Origin of the sequence: Vibrio sp. MA40-2, from assembly GCF_047302445.1 — a bacterium.
Classification (GTDB): Bacteria; Pseudomonadota; Gammaproteobacteria; order Enterobacterales; family Vibrionaceae; genus Vibrio.
In genome coordinates this window covers 614,215-634,442 of record NZ_CP178627.1, presented here as the reverse complement: position 1 = coordinate 634,442, position 20,228 = coordinate 614,215, and the positions used below count along the sequence as shown (strand labels likewise).

At 41.0% G+C, this 20,228-nt stretch carries 22 protein-coding genes; 3 read left to right on the top strand and 19 right to left on the bottom strand.

The genetic code is table 11. The features are described from left to right. The first annotated feature begins 14 nt into the window (after nt 1-14). The gene (locus ACLKML_RS02725) at nt 15-1,292 is read left to right on the top strand and encodes an NAD(P)/FAD-dependent oxidoreductase (RefSeq protein WP_413283545.1); all 1,278 of its coding nucleotides are present in this window, start codon (nt 15-17) and stop codon (nt 1,290-1,292) included. A gap of 99 nt (nt 1,293-1,391) precedes the next feature. Here ACLKML_RS02725 and ACLKML_RS02720 read toward each other — a convergent pair whose 3' ends face one another. After that, nucleotides 1,392-3,002: an ABC-F family ATPase gene (locus ACLKML_RS02720; RefSeq protein ID WP_413283544.1), complete on the bottom strand. Its 1,611-nt coding sequence runs from the start codon at nt 3,000-3,002 to the stop codon at nt 1,392-1,394. Nucleotides 3,003-3,144: 142 nt separating this feature from the next. Next, nucleotides 3,145-3,573, bottom strand: a complete 429-nt coding sequence (locus tag ACLKML_RS02715; RefSeq protein ID WP_413283543.1) for a MarR family winged helix-turn-helix transcriptional regulator — start codon at nt 3,571-3,573, stop codon at nt 3,145-3,147. A gap of 98 nt (nt 3,574-3,671) precedes the next feature. On the opposite strand from ACLKML_RS02715, the gene ACLKML_RS02710 reads away from it, so the two are divergent. Both ACLKML_RS02710 and ACLKML_RS02705 read left to right on the top strand, forming a co-directional pair. After that, the gene (locus ACLKML_RS02710) at nt 3,672-4,412 is read left to right on the top strand and encodes a siderophore-interacting protein (protein ID WP_413283542.1); all 741 of its coding nucleotides are present in this window, start codon (nt 3,672-3,674) and stop codon (nt 4,410-4,412) included. Nucleotides 4,413-4,484: 72 nt separating this feature from the next. Continuing rightward, complete coding sequence (locus ACLKML_RS02705; protein ID WP_317716017.1) at nt 4,485-4,751, top strand: DUF5062 family protein; 267 nt, start codon at nt 4,485-4,487, stop codon at nt 4,749-4,751. Between the two features lie 84 nt (nt 4,752-4,835). Here ACLKML_RS02705 and ACLKML_RS02700 read toward each other — a convergent pair whose 3' ends face one another. The 17 genes from ACLKML_RS02700 to ACLKML_RS02620 form a co-directional block, all read right to left on the bottom strand. After that, nucleotides 4,836-6,614, bottom strand: a complete 1,779-nt coding sequence (locus ACLKML_RS02700; RefSeq protein ID WP_413283541.1) for a choline/carnitine O-acyltransferase — start codon at nt 6,612-6,614, stop codon at nt 4,836-4,838. A 375-nt stretch (nt 6,615-6,989) separates the two neighbouring features. Further along, nucleotides 6,990-8,186: an acetate/propionate family kinase gene (locus ACLKML_RS02695; protein WP_413283540.1), complete on the bottom strand. Its 1,197-nt coding sequence runs from the start codon at nt 8,184-8,186 to the stop codon at nt 6,990-6,992. Nucleotides 8,187-8,195: 9 nt separating this feature from the next. Beyond that, the gene (locus ACLKML_RS02690; protein WP_413283539.1) at nt 8,196-8,726 is read right to left on the bottom strand and encodes a EutP/PduV family microcompartment system protein; all 531 of its coding nucleotides are present in this window, start codon (nt 8,724-8,726) and stop codon (nt 8,196-8,198) included. 14 nt (nt 8,727-8,740) lie between these two features. Further along, nucleotides 8,741-9,088: a BMC domain-containing protein gene (locus ACLKML_RS02685; RefSeq protein WP_317716021.1), complete on the bottom strand. Its 348-nt coding sequence runs from the start codon at nt 9,086-9,088 to the stop codon at nt 8,741-8,743. A gap of 21 nt (nt 9,089-9,109) precedes the next feature. Further along, complete coding sequence (locus ACLKML_RS02680) at nt 9,110-9,658, bottom strand: BMC domain-containing protein (RefSeq protein ID WP_413283538.1); 549 nt, start codon at nt 9,656-9,658, stop codon at nt 9,110-9,112. Nucleotides 9,659-9,661: 3 nt separating this feature from the next. Beyond that, nucleotides 9,662-11,056 carry an SLBB domain-containing protein gene (locus tag ACLKML_RS02675; RefSeq protein ID WP_413283537.1) on the bottom strand — a complete coding sequence of 465 codons (1,395 nt, stop codon included), beginning with the start codon at nt 11,054-11,056 and terminating at the stop codon, nt 9,662-9,664. Next, on the bottom strand, nt 11,056-12,174 hold the full coding sequence (locus ACLKML_RS02670; RefSeq protein WP_413283536.1) for a 1-propanol dehydrogenase PduQ: 1,119 nt from the start codon (nt 12,172-12,174) through the stop codon (nt 11,056-11,058). The genes ACLKML_RS02675 and ACLKML_RS02670 overlap by 1 nt, the downstream gene beginning before the upstream one ends. Before the next feature lie 41 nt (nt 12,175-12,215). Next, entirely contained in the window at nt 12,216-13,622 is a 1,407-nt protein-coding gene (locus ACLKML_RS02665) for an aldehyde dehydrogenase family protein (protein ID WP_413283535.1), read from the bottom strand. A 3-nt stretch (nt 13,623-13,625) separates the two neighbouring features. Then, nucleotides 13,626-14,687, bottom strand: coding sequence for a cob(I)yrinic acid a,c-diamide adenosyltransferase (locus ACLKML_RS02660; protein ID WP_413283534.1), 1,062 nt, complete (start codon nt 14,685-14,687; stop codon nt 13,626-13,628). Between the two features lie 12 nt (nt 14,688-14,699). Continuing rightward, nucleotides 14,700-14,987 (bottom strand): EutN/CcmL family microcompartment protein, encoded by a 288-nt coding sequence (locus ACLKML_RS02655; RefSeq protein ID WP_317716027.1) that lies wholly within the window; start codon nt 14,985-14,987, stop codon nt 14,700-14,702. A gap of 6 nt (nt 14,988-14,993) precedes the next feature. Further along, nucleotides 14,994-15,542, bottom strand: coding sequence for a PduM family microcompartment protein (pduM, locus tag ACLKML_RS02650; protein ID WP_413283533.1), 549 nt, complete (start codon nt 15,540-15,542; stop codon nt 14,994-14,996). Nucleotides 15,543-15,553: 11 nt separating this feature from the next. Continuing rightward, nucleotides 15,554-16,186 (bottom strand): phosphate propanoyltransferase, encoded by a 633-nt coding sequence (locus ACLKML_RS02645; protein ID WP_413283532.1) that lies wholly within the window; start codon nt 16,184-16,186, stop codon nt 15,554-15,556. Continuing rightward, nucleotides 16,179-16,751, bottom strand: a complete 573-nt coding sequence (locus tag ACLKML_RS02640) for a BMC domain-containing protein (RefSeq protein WP_413283531.1) — start codon at nt 16,749-16,751, stop codon at nt 16,179-16,181. The genes ACLKML_RS02645 and ACLKML_RS02640 overlap by 8 nt, the downstream gene beginning before the upstream one ends. 20 nt (nt 16,752-16,771) lie before the next feature. After that, nucleotides 16,772-17,134: a glycerol dehydratase reactivase beta/small subunit family protein gene (locus ACLKML_RS02635; RefSeq protein ID WP_413283530.1), complete on the bottom strand. Its 363-nt coding sequence runs from the start codon at nt 17,132-17,134 to the stop codon at nt 16,772-16,774. After that, nucleotides 17,127-18,977 carry a diol dehydratase reactivase subunit alpha gene (locus ACLKML_RS02630; protein WP_413283529.1) on the bottom strand — a complete coding sequence of 617 codons (1,851 nt, stop codon included), beginning with the start codon at nt 18,975-18,977 and terminating at the stop codon, nt 17,127-17,129. The genes ACLKML_RS02635 and ACLKML_RS02630 overlap by 8 nt, the downstream gene beginning before the upstream one ends. 42 nt (nt 18,978-19,019) lie before the next feature. After that, nucleotides 19,020-19,538 carry a propanediol dehydratase small subunit PduE gene (pduE, locus tag ACLKML_RS02625; protein ID WP_317716033.1) on the bottom strand — a complete coding sequence of 173 codons (519 nt, stop codon included), beginning with the start codon at nt 19,536-19,538 and terminating at the stop codon, nt 19,020-19,022. A 13-nt stretch (nt 19,539-19,551) separates the two neighbouring features. Beyond that, nucleotides 19,552-20,223: a propanediol/glycerol family dehydratase medium subunit gene (locus ACLKML_RS02620; RefSeq protein WP_317716034.1), complete on the bottom strand. Its 672-nt coding sequence runs from the start codon at nt 20,221-20,223 to the stop codon at nt 19,552-19,554. Nucleotides 20,224-20,228: the final 5 nt, after the last annotated feature.

The following is a 20,228-nucleotide window of genomic DNA, read 5'->3' as shown; positions in this document are numbered from 1 at the left end:
AAGGATAACAAACAATGAAACAGCAACATGAAAATTCATATTATGCACACAGTGCCAATCAGCAATTTGATTTTCCACAACTTCAAGGCGAACAAAAATTTGATGTGTGTGTGGTTGGCTCTGGAATTACCGGAGTAGCTTCTGCATTAGAGTTAGCTAAAAAAGGGTACAAGGTAGCCGTACTAGAAGCTAATCGAGTCGGATGGGGGGCGTCGGGTCGTAGTGGAGGACAAGCTATATTTGGCTGGGCTAGTGAACAACATTCTTTAGAAAAAATGGTCGGTAAAGCGGATGCCAAGCGACTTTGGGATATGAGCGTTGAAGGCTTAGCGATTACTAAAGGCTATATTGCCGAACATAATATTGAATGTGATTGGCGAGATGGCATGGCGCATCTTGGTGTTAAAGCGCGCCATGATAGAGAGTTGCAAGAATGGCTTGAAAATCTGCATACAGACTATAATTATGATTCGCTAGAAATATGGGATAAGAATAAAGTCCGTCAGCATATCGCGAGTGACAAATATACCTCAGGTATGTTTGATTCTAATAGCGGTCATCTACATCCACTAAATTATACATTGGGTTTGGTTAAAGCGGCTAAAGAAGCTGGCGTTCAGTTTTTTGAAGACAGTACCGTAGAAAGTATACAACATGGGAACCCTGTTAAACTGTGTACAGCAAAGGGTCATGTTATTGCTAATCATGTGGTGCTTGCTTGCAATGCATATATGAAAGGACTTGAGTACTCGATCGAAAATAAAGTGATGCCAGTGGGCACATACGTTTGTGCAACTGAACCATTGGGTGAAGAGATGTCGATGGCGTTAATGAAGGATCATATTGCAGCTTGTGATATTAATTTTGTTTTAGATTATTTTCGCTTTTCTGGCGATCATCGAATGTTATTTGGAGGTAAGGTTAGTTATTCTGGGATTGAGCCTCGTAACCTTGCTCAGACGATGCGAGCTCGCATGGTCAGCGTGTTTCCACAATTAAAGGATGCAAAAATTGACTGTGCATGGGGGGGGAATGTTGCCATCACTATGAACAGAGCCCCGCATTTTGGTCGAATTAAACCAAACGTATATTATGCTCAGGGGTTTTCTGGACATGGTATCGCCGCTACGGGGTTAGCTGGTAAATTGATGGCAGAAGCGGTATCTGGAACGGCAGAAAGATTAGACGTTTTTGAACGAATACCTCACCTACCTTTTGTTGGTGGTAGGATGCTTAGAACGCCTGCCTTGGTGTTAGGGATGGCGTATTACAGATTGCGTGACTTACTTTAATAGGCACAAAAGGTTCAGAGAGTATCTGAACCTTTTGCCAACAAACATCTGAGCCTTTTATTAACCAGTATTCTTTTTAATAGTCAGTATCACAGGTATTTAGGCGACTTTTCTGCTATTTGCTTCTTTTTGGCTTGCCATGTAATCATTAAAGGTTCCATGGAAATTAATCAATTTATTATCTTTAATGTCAATAATGTGAGTAGCCAGTGACGAGACAAACTCTCTATCGTGGCTAACAAAAATCAGTGTGCCTTCAAATAATTTCAAGGCCTGATTTAATGCTTCGATTGCTTCCATATCCATGTGATTGGTTGGCTCATCCATTATTAGAACATTAATATCTAACATCATCAGTTTGCCAAATAGTAAGCGATTCTTTTCTCCACCTGAGCAGTTACGGGCTTTTTTGTTGATGTCATCTTCAGTGAATAGAAGGCGGCCCAACATGCCTCGTATCATTAAGTCATTATGCTTGGTTGAACGCCATTGCGACATCCATTCAAATAGTGATAAATCGTTATCAAAGTCTCGATTGCTATCTTGTGGACAGTACCCAATAGCGGCATTTTCAGACCATTTGACCACACCTTGATTATGAGCCAGCTCTTCAACTAAGCAGCGCAGTAAAGTGGTTTTACCCACGCCATTTTCTCCAATAACCGCCAGTTTGGCCCCAGCTTCAAGAATCAGGTTGCCACCTTCAAATAAAAGTTGATCGTCAAAACCGTGTGCTAAGTCTTCTAAAATGAGTGCTTGTCGGTGCAGTTTTTTGCTTTCATCAAAGCGCAGCGATGGTGTCATTCTGCTGGATGACTTGACTTCATCGAGTGATATTTTTTCTAATTTTTTGGCTCGTGAACTGGCTTGTTTTGCTTTAGATGCATTTGCACCAAAGCGGTTAACAAAGTCTTGTAACTCGACCATTTCAGCACTTTTCTTGGCATTACCAGCGAGTAATTGTTCTTGTATTAGGCTTGACGCTTCGAGGAAGTATTCATAATTGCCAGGATAAATTCGCAGCTCACCGTAATCAATATCGGCCATATGAGTACAAACGGTATTTAGAAAATGTCGATCATGGGAAATAATGATCATGGTGCACTTACGTTGATTAAGTTCACCGGCAAGCCAGTTGATAGTATGAATATCAAGGTTGTTGGTTGGTTCATCAAGCAGCAAGATATCAGGATTAGAGAACAATGCTTGCGCCAACAGAACACGCAACTTTCGACCCGGGGCAACTTGGCTCATTAATCCAAAGTGAAATTTTTCTTCGATACCGGCTTCGAGTAAAATTTCGCCCGCGCGACTTTCTGCACTGTAACCATCCATTTCGGCAAATTCACTTTCTAATTCACCTACTTTCATACCATCTTCTTCACTCATTTCAGGTAATGAATAGATACGTTCACGTTGTTGTTTTATTTCCCAGAGCTTAGGATCACCCTGAATTACGGCATCAATTACCGTGTATTGTTCGAAAGCAAACTGATCTTGACTCAATGTTCCGACTTTTTGTCCTGGAGTGATGGATACGTTACCAGAGGTCGGCGCGAGCTCTCCACTTAGGATCTTCATAAACGTTGACTTGCCACATCCGTTTGCACCAATTAAACCGTAACGGTTTCCGTTGCCGAATTTTGCGGAGATGTTTTCAAATAATGGCGCAGGGCCAAACTGCATGGTGATATTTGCGGTAGAGATCAATGGAATTTCCTAGATAGTCATGACTGGATAACAAGAAGAGTAAGGCTTGTATTTGAGGTCAGCCGTTTATGTGGCTGAAACAGCGGCGCATTATACAGAATAATCTGTTTAAATGTCGAGCAAGCATTGAAACTAAATATTATTACCTCTCTCTCAAAGTATTGGCGATGATGTCAGCGACCCGTTTGAATTCTTCTAATTCTTCTGTACTTAGGTTTTTTTGTATTTTTTCTTGCACATCGCGTTGCGTGTCTGCGATTAAGTTTGCTAATGATTTACCTTGTTCGGTTAAAGATAAAAGCTGACTGCGTTTGTCTTGTGGGTTGGCTACTTTAGTGACCCAGTTTTTATCTATCATCTCTTTGATTAATCGAGCAATTTGAGATTTATCTCGTGAGAAAAAACTCGCTATATCATTAGCGGTACAGACGGTATTTCTATCGATAAAGGTTAGGCATTTTACATGCATTGAATGTAAGCCTATGTCAGTGGCATTAAGCTTAGAACGCATAGTGAGTCGATACAAATGCATGATAGTAAAAACAGAATCTGAAATAGATACATTATTCATAACTAAATCCTTAATTATAGTTGACAATATCAACTAACCTCTAATATAGTAGACTTTATCAACTTATTTGTTGAGTTTCAAGTTTAGAGGAAATGCCAGTGAAACCGAAAGCTCCCAATTTACGTTCCGTTCATGTTGCTAGTATCAGCGATCTGTCTCCACATTTACGCCGTATCGTTGTAACAGGAGAAAGCCTAAAGGATTTTCCAACTGGTTTGGAAGGTTCTTATGTCAAAGTTGTGTTGCCACAAGATGGCGACGATAAGCGTAAGATGCGCTCTTATACGATCCGCCGTTTTGATAAGACAACTAAGCGATTAACGCTCGATTTTGTCATTAATCTTCATACTGGGCCTGCAACCAATTGGGCAAAAAATGCAAAGGTTGGTGACCCAGTGGCGATAGCTGGACCTGGTCCATTAAAAATGACTAACTACGATCACCATAGCTATTTATTGGTGGGAGATATTACCTCGGTTAATGCGATAAACGGGTATGTTCCTCGATTTAAATCCAGTGCAGATATTCGGGCGATTATTTCGGTGCCCACTCGAGCAGATATTATCCAGATGGATTACCAAGATGCCGATAATACCATTTGGTTTATCGAAGACGAGGCAAGCGTAACGTTAGAGCAAGTTGTGATTGAAACTGCGCAAAACATGGCAAAAGACACACACGTTTTCTTAGGACTAGAAGCAAGAACTATTCGTTCGCTTAGGCCTGTTTTGCAACAAGAAATAGGATTTGATCGGCTAAATGTATCGGCGGTAGGGTATTGGAAAAGAGGGGTCGATGCCGATCGTTTTGGTATGGAGAAGAAAAGCAATCCGTTGTAGAAATTTTTGCTCGTCAAGTTTTACTATATCTATATACTGATGACATTACTTAATCTGAATGGTGGCTGTTGTATGTCAAAAACGAGTAAGATAATAAATGAAGATAAGTTACTAAAAAAAGCGTTAGAAGTTGGCAGTAAAATGGCAAAAATGCAGGGTTACGAACTGTTTAATCAAAGTTCCTCGGCACAGATTAAAACAAAAGCATTGTATTTGTTTTTAGTTGAAGTTCGCCAGATTACCCCTTTACCAGATGATAAACTGGATGGAAAAAATATTAAGAAGCGTTTAGCACTGTGGATTCATAGTGCACTACCTGATAATGATCCTCTAAAATAGTCCCATTCTTTAAGTTTATCTTGGCCACTAATTATTCAGGCTAAGATAAACTACCTAGCCTGAACTCCGAATGAACAATTCAGATTAACTAGCCATTATCTCTGCCATTTCAAGCAAGGCTTGCTCTATATATAATGTCATTTTATCGAGATCAGCTCGGAGTTTGGTTCTGCTGGTCATATTAAAACAGATAGAATTATCGCGAACAAAATATCTAATCCCAAACCCGTGGTCAACAATTGGTCCGTAACCCGCTAGTTCAACCCCGTATTCAGAGGTAGTGCTTGTACAAACCACGCTCTCGGTTAATGCTTGATACCCTTTATCACTAAACAGTGTCGGTAGTGTTTTAATACCCAGATCTTCACCTGCAAGTTGGTAACAATATTTCAGAGCAAGTAGGTGAGTGTGAACTCCTTTTCCTTGTCGGCATTCATTCGCTCGAGCGGTGTGTTTTCGTGTCGCTTCAATCAACGCTTTAGCGGTTGTTGCTTGGCTGCTATCGTTAGATTGAATGTGTTGAATAAAGGCTAATGATTCTGGTGAAACGGTGTACAACACGTCAATTCTTCCATCAAGAAAAGTTCGGGTCATTACGGCTTCATAGGCACTATAACACTGGCCGTATAACTTATATTCTGCCAATTGTAGAGCAAGTTGCACGAAGGCATCTGGGCTGACTTTGAAGGTTTTGATTTTCTGCTTGCCAAAATGATCAAAGTTCAGAATACAGGTGTGGGTATTGGTAATATGCGTGTGAAATGCGGGTATGGCCGATTGAATTTTTTGATGCAAATGGTCATTTAAATCGAAGATTAATGATTTGGTTTGCTGTGTTAACAAATCGTCTGAAGGTCGACATGTTAGGTTCGTTTCAAATGAGATGGTATCAATGGTGTCATAGATATGGGCGATTAGTCGTAACATGACAGATCCATCTACCCCGGTGTGTTCGAAGTTGATGCCTGTTTTACCATTTTTAAACACGATAAACTGCAAAGACTTATCAAACAATCGGTCTATTCCGCTGCCATGTAAACACTGCTTCGATATATCGATCAGTTGTTCAGGGCTGTTTTGATCTAGACATATTGCAAATGCCGCCTGTTCGATCTGTTGCATGTTTTCTACATTATCGGCTGATAAATCTAACAGCTTTGTTCTTGTTTCTGCCCAGTCATCTCGGTTTAAGGTGGTTAATAAACCGATATTTTGTCCTTGTTGAGTGCTGGAGAGAATACACTCTACTTGTCGTTTAATGCTCGATGCTGGTTGGCGGTTTCCTTGGCCATCTAGTATCTCTACTTTGAAAATAGATTGATTATGCAACACGACAATATGTTTTTTCTCTGAAAATACTTGAAAGGTATCGGTTGTTTGGCAAGGTATTCGAATAGAAGAAAATAAATTTTTGTATTGATTCATGCAAAGGGGGGTAGTTTTTTGCCTATCCGGTGTGAGCTGTTTGTTTTCGAGCAAGGCGATAAAATCATAAACAGTGCTTATGAGCGCGGCAGCAATGTGAGCCTGAGAACAGAGTTGTTCATCTAGTTTGCTTTTTAGATAATAGAAAACGTTACTGTTAATGACTAATGGTGAGCGAGATTGCAGATACAGGTTTTGCCAAACAGGTGCTGACCAGTTGCCAACTGACTCTGTTCCACTCCAGTGATGAAGTTGCTTTTGTAATTGCTCTCCTTCAGCTCCAGGCTGAAGAAACCGCTGAACAACTTTGTTGGTGTCGATGGCTTCTTGTTTAGTTAACAGAGGTTTAGACCACTCTATAAATTTGTAACATGTGTCACTTAATTCGGGTATTGGCATTTTAGGTAATGACGTTTGACCGCTAAATGTGCTTCCCATTGGTCTGTTAAACTCCTAGTAATGGACGCTATTTACTTACAAAAATGAGCTTGATTGCTTTTATGTTTTTTAGGAAATATGTTTTTTAGGAAATATGTTTTTTAGAAAATATATTGCTTAGATAATATTTTGTTTAGAAAATTGTCGTCGAAAAAACGAGACATCGAAAAAGACGGCTTCTATCCTAAGTATCATAGAGTGATTTGTCTATATATAACCTGAACTGTCGGCATATTGCTATGCATTGAGTGGTTTACGACAATAATCATATTGCAGTAAACCACTATCTTACGCTGATTTTGGAGTATTTTGGGGTATGGATCATCGCTTTAACCTACAAGCGATTAAAGCACTTTGTTGCTAAGATGATCGATTTTACGATTTGTTGAAAACAATATTGAAGGCTTCTCTTGTCATCATTAGTTCTTCGTTTGTGTTGATTATTGCCAGTTTTACTCGAGAATTTTGTGTATGGATAAAGGTTTGTTTTGCTTGGTTTAATTTTTCATTAAGCTCAATACCGATACCTTCTAGGTCTTTGCACACAGCGGCGCGGATGTAATCTGAATTTTCTCCAATGCCTCCGGTAAATAGTATGACATCGGCACCACCCATTTGAATTAAGTACGAACCGATAAAATCCCTGATGCGTTGAATAAAAATTTCCAGCGCGATTTGAGCTCTTTCATTACCTTGTTTGGCAGCAGATTCAACTTCTCGGCAATCGTTCGATATACCAGACAGGCCAAGAAGACCAGATTTACTGTTCATTATCTGGTTAAGATCATCAATACTCAGATGGTATTTTTTGGTTAAAAAAACCAGAATTGAAGGGTCAATATCACCACAGCGAGTCCCCATCATTAAACCTGCCATCGGCGTAAATCCCATCGAAGTATTGACCGAATAGCCTTTATCAATAGCGCAAATACTCGCACCACTGCCTAAATGACAGCTGATGATTTTTAGTTCTGCTAAGGGTTTGTTCATTTGTTCAGCACAAACTTGGCTGACATATTTATGGCTTGTTCCGTGAAATCCATAACGGCGGATATGATCATCCTGATAGAAATGGTAAGGGATAGCATATAGAAAATGTTCTTTTTTGATGCTTTGATGGAACGAAGTATCAAACACCGCAATTTGTTCTACTTGGGGTAATTTGTCAGCCATGGCTTTGATAAAGGCGATGTTGACCGGATTATGCAAAGGAGCTAATTCTATTAGCGTTTCTAATTGTTCTATTACGTCATTGGTTATAGAGACTGATTGGGTAAAATTTTCACCGCCGTGTGCCACGCGATGGGCGACACTTTTTATCTCTGCTATACAGGAAATTGCCTGATGATATTTCAATTGCTCAAGCAAGAAGTCAATCGCTTCATGTGGGGAATTTAACTCAATATTCTCCTGACGATGGCGTTTATTGTCTGTTTTTAGAACAAACTCTGCGTCTTCTTTGCCTATTTTATCTATCATCCCTTTGGCGAGTAATTTCTCGCTTGGCATAGAATACAATTGAAACTTTAATGTTGAGCTGCCTGCATTAATTGCTAATATCTTATTTTCCATAATGATGTTCTATTCCCAATTTAAAAATTGTCTTAATTGAATAATGCCTGTGTTGTTATACGCAGAAGTTGATAAAACGATTGAGGCTCCTGCATCGATAAGTTGCTGTGTAATTAGGTGTGCTTCTTGTTCGGTAATGACATCCGCTTTGGTCATAATGCCAATAACACGTTTGTTGAATGCGGTAGCAAACTGAGGCGCAAAAATATTGTGTGGATTATCGGCACACTGAACTAATGCGATCACATCAGCATCGTAAGAAACATTAATGAGCGCACTGTATAATCTAGGGTTCTCTAAGTATTCGCCAGGCGTATCGATAGCACTATGGGAAAACTGCATTGCTTGAGTTTTTTGGTATTCAATAATTTGATTATTCAAACTCTGCAATAATGTCGTTTTACCACTGCCACTTCGGCCAATTAACATCAGCTTTTTAGGTGGTACTAGTGTGCTAGACGCCTCTTTATGCGACCTCTCTGTTTTGGAGGCGCTATCTGTTTTGGAGTAGCTATCTGTTTTCGATGCGCTTTTCGTCATATATGAATTGCCGATCATGTACGAGTTAACGGACAAGTGGTAAATTTCATCATGTCCCCTAATGTATAGCTAACCTGTTTTAATGCATATTCCACTGCGGAAACATCGCCAGTAAATACTACAGAACCGGTGAAGCGATCAACGAAGCCTAATTCAATTGCACCGGATTTTGTGGCGATATCGCCTGCAATTATTGCCGCTTCGCTCGGTGTGATCGTCAGAATACCAATGGCGTTGGTTTCGCAATTTAATCCCATTTTTTGATAAAGCGCTTTGTTGGGATTAGCAATTAAATGTACTAGCGTAATCTGTTTACCTGGGACATATTCTTGAACGACTCTATCTTTCTCTTCATTCGCCATGGCTGGTTCCTTTATTCATAGTTATAAAACATGCTGCCATAAGGCTTTATCTGGTTTTGCTATACAGCTGTTTTGTACCAATAAACCTTTACTTCCTGCGCTATTTGACGCCTCAGTGACGGCGGTTTTTATGTCGGTTATTTCGCCGTTCAGTACCATGTAACATTTTCCACCAATGCCGAACGCCATGTGAATTCTAGCCAGTTGGACATTCGCGGATTTTACAGCAGCATCGGCAGCAGTAATGCAGGCACCAACACTGTAGGTTTCAACAATGCCGATGGATTTTTTATCGCCGATTTCATTTACACCACTTAATGCGGGTAGAACAGACGCATGAATGTTGGCAATAACAAAACTGTCTACAATTAGATGTTTACCTGCGTGAACACCATTATCGACTGCTTGTTTGATTGCACCGATTTCCCCGCCGACTAAGGCAATGTATTTGCCTGGGCAAATAGTTTTAGCGATTAAAAGTTCTACATTTGAGCTAGTGAGCATGACATCGGTGACTTCAATGCCTTTAGCAATGCTACTCAGTTCTACTAATCCAATGGCGTGATGCATGAGTTACTCCCTTGTTATTGTTATATCGGAATCAGAAACCTGGCTAACTACACCAGTAATGCTAGAGTGAATAGACACACCCAATGCGTCATTATCTGCAGTTGCGATGCACTGTTCTGCTTGTACGTGTTCGCCTACAGTGACGATAGGATTGGAAGGTTTTCCTATGTGTTGCTGCAAAGGAATGGTGACCTTGTCTGGTGACCAGTTGAGTGATTGTATTGGTGCATCTTTATTAAATTCTTCTAAATTAAGCCGAGCGACCAGACGTTTTGTTGGTAACATGCGATAAGTCATCATCGGGTCTACCTCGCGGAGTTCCCCTTCATATTTAGCGCCTTGCTGCCTAAATTGTTTTTTAAGCGTTTGGTTTACTCGCATAGGTGAAATTTCAACCGGGCATGCGTAAGCTTCACATATTCCGCATTCGGAACAGGTTAACGCGGAAAGTAAAATAGATGGCTTACTGACTTTTTCATAGCAGACTGCTTTAACTATTTCACTTGGTGACAACTCATGACCGATAAGATGTCTTGGGCAGAGCTCGGTACACATTTTACATTGCTCACAAACGTTACGAGCCATAGCCATAACAGATTGCAGAGATTGTTGTTGACGCTTAATGATTAAATGAGAGCGAGGGAGAACTAGCAGCCCACCGGTGGTTTTGGTCACCGGTTTATTGAGATCGTCGGTAACTTTTCCCATCATAGGACCACCAACAATAAAGGCTGGATCTGGTATGGTCACGCCTCCCGCCAATTGCAAAGCTTCTGCCAAGGTTATACCTATCGGTGCAGTAAAAGTAATAGGATTAGCAACGGCACCATTGACGGTTAAGGTACGCTTAGTGACGGGTTTATTGTGCTCTAATGTATCGGCTAGCTGGATTAAAGTTTGTACATTATTAACCAATACTCCAATGCTAATAGGTAAGTCACCGGCTGCAACTTGTCTACCAGTAGCGAGCCAAATAGTAATCACTTCATCACCAGCAGGATAGATGTCTGGTAAAACATGGATGCGAATATTATCCGGTAACAATGGCGTCAGAGCTAACATGGCCTGTTGATATTTTTCTTTTAAAGCGATGATGCCTTCTTTAGCCCCAGTCAATGCCATTCCATATTGCAATCCGCGAATAAGCTTGCTGGCTTCTTGGACCATTAATTGTTGATCAACTTTGAGCATGGGCTCGCATTCAGCAGCATTAACCAGAAATATTTCTGCTTTTGACTGTAATTTGACGTAAGTAGGAAAACCAGCACCACCTGCTCCAACGATACCTGCGTCACGTACATTTTGGAGCATGGTTTGTTGATCAGCCTTGTGCAAAGTGCTTGATACAATAACGTGATTTGATGCCTTAACGTCTGTAGGCGAATGTAATGTTTCCATTATAGAATTGCCTCTAATATTTTTTTGATGTCGTTATCTGTTGTTGGGCATGGGTTGGTTTCAATCGTACTGTCAGCAAAGGTTGCTTTAATTATTGCTGCTTGTTTTTCTCTCATCATTTTGTCGTTAATGCCCATTTTTCGTAACGACGTTTTGATATGTAGCTTCACCATTAACTGTTTGATTTGATAAATTAGTTGATTGACTGCGGCCATATCGTTGATTGATTTCGGGCACAGTTGGCAGAGTTTGGCAACTCTGGCATAACGTTTTCTGGCACGAATGTTTTTGGCGTTGTGTCGAATGACGTGAGGAAGCAAAATAGCATTAGCATGACCATGTGCTATGTGAAACTGACCACCTAATTGATGTGCAATAGCATGGTTTAACCCTAAGCCAGCTTGACTAAAAGCCATGCCTGCCATGCTAGATGCGTTGTGTACCTTTGTTCGTGTGGGTATACAAGAACCGTTAGTATATGCAGTAGGAAGATATTGAAAAATATTGTAGATGGCTTTTTCTGCTAGTGCGTCTGCAAAGTCGTTTGCCTCTAATGATACGTAGGCTTCTAGGGCGTGAGTTAATACATCCATGCCAGTGTTTGCTGTTATATCATCGGGTACGCTAACGATTAATTCGGGATCTAAAATAGCAATGTCAGGAAAAATACTGGGATGAAAAAGCGGGTATTTGATACCTTTTTCTTTGTCACTGATAACAGTAGCAGAGGTGACTTCTGACCCAGTACCGCTGGTTGTAGGTATTGCGATACAACATTCAAGAGGTAAATGGTGGTTTTGTTCAACAAAAAATCGTATTGCTTTGGCGGCGTCTATGGCCGAGCCGCCACCAAAACCGATGATGATATTTGGTTGTACTTTTTGTAAGTCAGCAATCCCTTTTACAATAGTGGTAATGTCGGGATCTGAGCTAATATCAGAATAAACGAATAACTCGTTATCGTTATCTAGCATTGACTTTAGTCGAGTGAACAGCGGACTGGTTGCTAAAAAGCCATCACAAACAATCCATATTTTTTTGTGAGTGAAGCGTTGCAAGTATTCAAGACTTGCAACACCGCTATATACTCTGGTTTTAACCGAAAATTTCTTCATCATCCCTTCTCAACGTTGTTAGTAATGACAACGCTTTTTAGTAATTAACGGATTGAAAATCCATTTTGCAATACGCAACGACGCGAACGCGCAAATGATTTTGCCGATGTGGTTCCTTCGCCTGTTGGGGTCGCAATTGTGAAGGTGGTAAAGCTTTCTGCTCCTACACCAATGCCACTGTAAGATGGTCCATTTTTAACAAAAATAGAGGTTTGCATTATTTGCGCGGCTTTGTTTAAGCGAGAGACATTCTGTGAATGCATAATCGCAGTATGATGTAAGCCATTTTCTACCGCTAAAGAGAGTTCGAGTCCTTGGTCAAAGTCTTTGACTCTTACAATCGGAATAACAGGCATAAGCTGTTCTTCTATAACAAATAAATCATCTTTTTCTGTTTCTAATATAATTAGCTTCGGTTCTTTTTCTGGGCAATCTATCCCAGCAGCGGCCAAAATAGTCGCGGGGCTTCTACCGACTAAATCTTTGTTTACTGCTCCGTTTAGAAAGCAAATATTACGCAAGCTTTCAATTTCACTAGCTTTAGATATTAAATGGGCATCAAACGATTGCATTTGTTGAATTAACTGATCAGCGACTTGATCAACGACAATAACTGATTTTTCGGCAATACAAGGGACGTTATGGTCTAACGATGCACCAGCGATAATACTTTTTGCCGCATGAATGATTTCTGCTGTTTCATCAACTAAGCAAGGTGGATTTCCTGCGCCTGCACCAATTACTTTTTTGCCAGTTTTCATTGCCGATTCAACTATGGCAGGCCCACCGGTTACAGCTAATAAAGCGATGCCTGGATGATTCATCATCTCTTTAGTTGCTTTGAAACTAGGTTGCTTAATTGTGACGATTAAGTTTCTAATTCCACTGGCTTTAAATGCAATTTCTTCCATTTTACTGATCAGCCATAATGAGACGATTTTGGCTCCCGGATGAGGAGAAAAATAGACACTATTACCCGCGGCAATCATACTAATGGAATTGTTGATGATGGTTTCTGTTGGGTTGGTGCTTGGTGTAATTGAACCTATCACTCCATACGGAGAGTATTCGTACAACACCATTCCATCATCACCGGTCAATGCTTGAGTGGTTAGATCTTCTATACCGGGGGTGTTTTCAAGCGCTGCCTGATTTTTTAGAATTTTGTCTTCTGTGTTACCCATCCCTGATTCCGCAACTGCATCGGCCGATAACTTAGCAATGATAGGCGCAATTTCTTTGCGAATAGCGGTAATAATTGCACTACGAGTTTTTAATGGGCTTTGATGGAATCTTTTAAATGCTTTTGTCGCAGCCATTATTGCTGTGTCGACATCGTCAAACAGTGCATACGATTCTGAGGATGAACTTTCGACATGGCTTGCCGTGGTGGCAGCCAGTTTCTCAGTTAAAATATTGCGTACTATGGTCTCTAATTCAGTGTTGTCCATTTTTTAGTTTTCCTCTAAATCTAAATTTTTAATAGCGGCTAATGCAATGTCTACATCTTGAGCCACTGTTCCGCCACTAATACCAATGGCTCCAAGTAATTCCTTGCCGCTGTATAAAGGAATGCCACCTCCAAATGTGATGATTTTCCCATCACACATACTTTCTAATTGGTAAAGATCGTTTCTCGGTTGAACTAATTCTGATAATTGATGGGTTGCGGTTTTTAGAGCGACGGATGTATAGGCTTTTTTCGGTGCCAATTCAGTGCTCACTAACAACGCATCTGGCATACGGTAGGTCATAATTAAATGACCATTGTTATCGACCACTGAAATGACAACAGGTACCGCGAGTTTCATTGCTGCATCAACGGCTTGTTTCATCATTTGATGCACGTGGGCAAAGTTGAGTTTCATGGTTGGAGGCATAATTGGTTCCTCACTCCGCTGTTGTTGATCTTGAGTTTGTGAGCTGCTGGTAGCTTGTGTTGATAACGTCGTTGCTTCTAGGTAGTTGTTTACAATTTGGTTGATCATTTTTTTATTAACGTTGAGCTGATCTTCATGGCGAGCTAATGCATAAAGAAAATCCGAAAGGCGATTAATATATTTGAGTACAACAGGGCGTACCGTTTGCAATTGAGCAAGAGAAACCAGACGTCTTTCTGCTCGTCTAGCAATGGTCCGAGCGTAATGGAGCCTACTGCCAGATTCAGAACTACCAGGTAATATAAAACTACGTACTGGAGGCAGAGCTGACATACAACGATCTATCGCTTTTTCCATTTGCTCAATATCGCTATCTTCGACTATTTTTTGATCGGTTTTGATAGCGTTCTCTTTTGCTGTGGCAATCTCGGCACCTAAATAGAACAGTTGATGCTGAATTGACTCTAGCAAGGCGATATTGTCGCTATCTTGCACCGTCTTGCTGGCTAAACTAATACAAGAGTTTAATTCATCGATGGTCCCGTAAGTTTCGACTTGTTCATCCGATTTATTGACTCTTACACCACCAACAAGTGATGTTGAACCTGCATCGCCTTTTTTTGTATAAATGCTCATTACAACTTACCTTTATTGCTCATCTTGATAGCTAACCGAATCGACAATGCCAATAATGGCGAGATCGACGGCTTCTGAACCGTTGTCTTGAATAAGCCTTGCTGATGATCCGCGAGTGACAAAAACCAGTTCACCTTCTCCAGCGCCAACGCAATCTGCGGCTATTTCATCTGACCATTCCGGATTGGATAGCTTCGTTTCATTTCCATTAATACGGCGTACAATCAGCAATTTTCTGCCGATCAACGATGGCGTTTTTTGGGTTGAAACAATTGAACCAACGACTTTTGCTAATTGCATGAGTAGTTACCTCACTTTAATCAAGTGAATGTTTTTCTGAATAAGAATATCTTTGGCGAGTTGCGTCACAAGTATGGAGTGAGGTGCAATAAGCCATTTACCAGAAAATGTGATGACCTGTTGGTAACTAATTATCGAGCCTGTTTCTAAGCCGATAGGGTTACCAAGTTGGTCGTATAAATGAACCGGTAAAACCGACAGTTTCTCTAGTGGTAGGGAAGGGAGCAATTGTTGATGAAGACTGATTTTTAGCTTTAAGCCATAAGAAAGAGCTTCATAAACACTTTTGACTGCCACATTGTTCTCTACACTATGCCCATCGGCCAACTGTTGAATAAACAGCATGTCAGGAAGCGCAATAAATAGTGTGCCGTATTGAGTATAAACAGAAGTTGGTAACCCTTGAGCTAGTTGATGTGTATCCGTTTTGTAGGTACTTGAACCGCGTTGTGTTAATACGGTAATGACGGCATCAACGATTTTCTCGATGTCAAAATTATTGATATCAAAAGTGCTCATAGTTACAGGGTTAATATCGAGCTCACTACTGGCCACTTACTTCACCTCTATTCTTTTATTAGGACAGCAAACGCTTCACTGTTACCAAGATCTGCTGCATTAGCTTCATCTGTATCAATATGCATTTCTAGTGTGAGTTCTGGATCAACACGTATTGCTACATCATCGAAAATAGCTTTTCGTAATGTGCCTTGAATCGCAATTTTCACAGAATCACCATTTGAAACACCATAAATCAGCGCATCTACTGGCGACATATGGATATGACGCAGGGCGATAATGGTGCCTTGTTGTAGCGTTACTTCACCGAATGGGCTCACAAGTCGCACGCCAGGGGTGTCACTGAGTCGACCAGATAAACGAAGCGGGGCTTTTACGCCAATACTTCTTGCATCGGTGGCCGAAAGTTCAACTTGTGTTGCACTGCGTAAAGGGCCCAAAACTCTCACGCGTTCGATACAGCCTTTAGGACCACATACAGTTAACGTTTCTTCTGCCGCATACTGACCTGGTTGAAGTAAGGCTTTTTTTACGGTTAAATCGTTACCTGGAAATAGTTGGTTGAAATCTTCTTTACAAAGATGAATATGCCTATTAGACACACCAACAGGAATAGGTCGATGACGCAACTGTTCGAATACATTATCAACTGCGTTGCGAATAACATTTTCGTTAATCATTTTTCTTACCCTTATTTATGCAATTGCCATGCGGTTCTCCTTTGATTCTTGGACAGGCTGGGTCTTGGCAGATATTGCATGTAGGTTCTAACGGTTGGTTGTGCTCTTGTTCATCGCTGGCTAGATCTTGATTAGAGATATCTTCCATAGACGTTTCTGCCGATAATTGATTCTGTTGTGTGTCGTTATCTATATCAGTATTATCAAGAGTATCAGCAGGTTGGTCGGTTGTTACTTCAACTTGTGGCTCAACACTCTCAATAGGAAGCGCTGGTACCTTCGGTTTTTTTACCGTTGTATTTATCGCATTGAGCAATTGTTGATCTGGACGTGATATAACTTTATGAGAAACTAAACCACTGTGTTTTTCGGCTAATGAAGCACCTGTAGAGATTGCCGATTGAACAGCAGAAACGTCCCCTGTGATTTTTATCATCATCCAACCACCACCGTTGGTTTTTTCTATTTCAACAATATTGACGGCGGCACATTTAGCCATAGAATCAGCAGTGTTAATTGCTAAAGCTAGTCCTTTTACTTCTAATAAACCAAGAGATATCTTCACCGTGGTGTTCTCCTTACTGCTCATTCATTTATTTTAAATGGGATACCTTTGACCAAACGTGCTGCGTTGCTACCTAGGTTTCTTAGTTGTTCTGGTTTGGTAGTTGCGCTAGAGCTTGTTCTGAATAAAGGTTGCTGTTGTTGCAAATTTTTGTAATGAATTACTATTTCGTTATTGGAACAGGCGATTCCTACAGCTAATGCCGATTGATGAGCGGCCTCATACGCGTTTTCTTCGATGGAATACTCACTATTAGCTTGCTTAATTTGAAACGGAATACCTTCTTCCTCAATACCCCAAAGGACTTGATTCCATTGGTTATCAATCTTGCCTTGTTCTGTCATGATCAAAATACTGGGTTTATGCTCGCTGAAGTTAATCATTGTTTTTCTCCTTTGACATGGAGAGGATCAAGCCTGTTGCGACGGCGTTTCTCGGTCCTTCACAGCCACGAACATTTCCTTGACCAGCAACAAGGTTGTAATGAGCGAGTGCATCGGTGACCAATTGTGGTATTTCGAAATCTAGAGAAGAGCCTCCGACCAAAACGACAAAAGGAATATCACGGATATTGCCTGTTGGGCTGACCGTTTTCAGTGCGCGTAAAGAGTTGGTTACAAAAACTCGTGATTTGGCGTTTTGTCGAATGTTGCGAACTTTTTCCAATGTAAGTTCGCCGTCAAGTGGGATAAAGCCATCTTCTTTCACTACGACAACGCGAGCAAACACATCGGATGAAAGTGGTTTATCAAAAAATTGTACGGTGTTATCTTCATGACGAATATGAAATAAACTTTCAACTTTCGCGAGTGGGTAGCGTTTAATGTCTTCGGCTAAATAATGATCTTGTAAGCCCAATTCCGCTGCGATAATCATGGTGACCATTTGTCCCGCACCAGCGAGGTGAATTGCGACAATATCTTCCTTACTATTGATGATAGAAGCATCGGTTGATCCTGCTCCTAAATCTAAAATAGCCATTGGTTTATCTGTACCTGGAGTGGTGAGTGCGCCTAAAATAGCCGCTTCCGCTTCCGCACCTCCTATCTGTACATCAATGCCTAACGTATGGCGAATATCTTCTGCAATTCGTGCCATTTGTAAATGGTCAGATTTCACCATAGACGCAATGCCAACAGCGTGTTCGAGAGCAAATTCACCTGCAAGCCCGCCTTGTACGTTGACCGGTACTAAGGTATCTACTGCGAGTAAATCTTGGATAAATATTTCATCACAAGGTTTATTGGTTAATTCCGCCATGGTCTGCCGAACATTTTCTATCATGCCGCCAATATTGGTTCCGGTTTCGCCAGTGGCATTGGTGAGTTGACCAATCGAAGATACAGCATCCATAACTGCTTCGCTGCCACGGGCAATATCAACTTCTAGGGTTTGGTTTTTGCTGAATAGCGACAGTTTACCGGCAGGAATGACTCTCGCCTTAACATCACCTTCTGGCGTTTTAACCACAACAGCGGAACGAGTGCCAATTAATGCACGAGCCACTGGTACAATACTTTTAGTTTCGTCGGCAGTGAGTTCAAACATAGTCGCAATACCATATGGGTTAGATAGGGTACTGATGACTTTGCCTTGTTCGGCGACTTCTATTGCGGCTTGCATACCTAGTGGAATTTTGTCGACAAAGGCAACCTCATCCACAATAGGTATGACTTTATTGAGACGATTGTTAACTAGAACGCCATCGTCTTTTTGTAATATCGCGCCAGTAATGTCATACCCTGCATATTGCGCCGCGTTGATCATGGCTGCCGCGTCTGCGAAATCGATCTCTTTAGGGACGACCACGATATAGGATTTCGAATTATCAAGTGTTAATAAATCATTAAAGGAAATGGTGACACCAACACCAATCCCAAGTCCACCAGGTGTCTTGGGATTGTGACCAATCATGGTTGATTCGGTGATAATAGTTTCTGTTATCATCTCCATTGCAACATCACCGATCACAGGTGTGGCCTCATTAATTCGGATAAGATCAAGCTCTTTTAGAGAAATACCAGCCTTTGCCACTAAAAGATCTAGTGCTTTGTATATTCCTACTAAGTTTTGTTTGGTGCCTTTAATTCCAGTCGTATCTGTAATCGCACTGGCGAGAAAATGCACATCAGCTGCATTATTCGGCTGTGCTAAAGTAATATTTGACTGAGCTAAAGTGACTTCAGTAGAAGAATTACCAATGTCTACGCCAACAATATAAGTCATAATCTTATCCATATCTTACGGTTGAATTGAGAGTGTTGTTGCTTAGTTATCACCTTGTAGTTTCTTTCTTTGTTGGTATAACTCAGCGGCTTCTCTAACGAACTCTGCACAAATAGTTGCTTGATATTTGCTATCTAATTCTTGAGCGATATCGAGTAACTCTTGTTTAGTAGATCGGTATGGTCTTAGCGCGTTGTAGATATCGAGTACTTTTTCATCTGGCACTGCAGTTAATTCTGCGGCACGTTCGAAGTTAAGTGCTAAAAGTTCTCTACCTGCATCGCGTGCGATTTCAGCTTGAGTTCTTAGAACTTCAGGCGTGATACGCATGTCTTCATTGGTTACGCTGCCGTTAAGTACGTTTTCTACCGTGATATCAGCAGCGGTTTTACCTGTTGGTGTTTTCACCCAATCAGGATGTACTGATGCTAAAGGGTAATCATTTACAGTCGCGGTTTTACTGCTAGTCGGTGCTGAGCTTGGAGCAGGCGCAGAACCTTGTTGACTATTCATTTTTTCCAGTACATCGCGAACCATAGATTCAATCGTTTCTGAGTTCATCTGTTCTTCCTTTTTAAATAACGACCGCTAGCTCAACCGCTTTTTTGCCAGTCACAACATGTTTGGTTTCTTTGATATGCAAGACGGCAGATTTTGCTTGGTACTTTGGTCTTGCCATCTGATCATTCAATGTTGGAACCGGTTGCGGGGTTTCCCCTTTAGCATATTTGGCGGCGTTTTTACCTATTTGACGATAGGTTTCTAACGTCAGCAAAGGTGCTTGCGGAAATAGCTCTAAGTTAGATAAAGGTGGTAAACCTTTTTGGTGTATGACCGTTGTTCCTTTAGATTGAATTCCGATACAAATACCAGAGCCACAAAGGTGCTCACCTTCCACTGCGACAAACGCAACATCAGAAGATTTGAAGCATCGAATAACTCGTGAACTTAACCCTTCTTCTTCAATTCCGGCAATCATTTCACGCAAGATGTTTTGATGTGGGACACCGATAATATTTTCGGTTTGAGATAGGCCAAATGCAGGACCTACCGCAATGACAACTTCATCACGTTTGGTGCTGATTTTGGCTTCACCTCGATCTTGCAAGAAACCTTCTGAGGTCGAAGTTGTAGCGTTGGTTACCGCTGTTTTCTTAAAAGAAACGGCTTGCGAATCTTGTTGTTGTTGCATGCTGCCGATAACATCTTCAATGATAGTTCGCAGCAATTTTTCGTTAATTTCCATAGTTA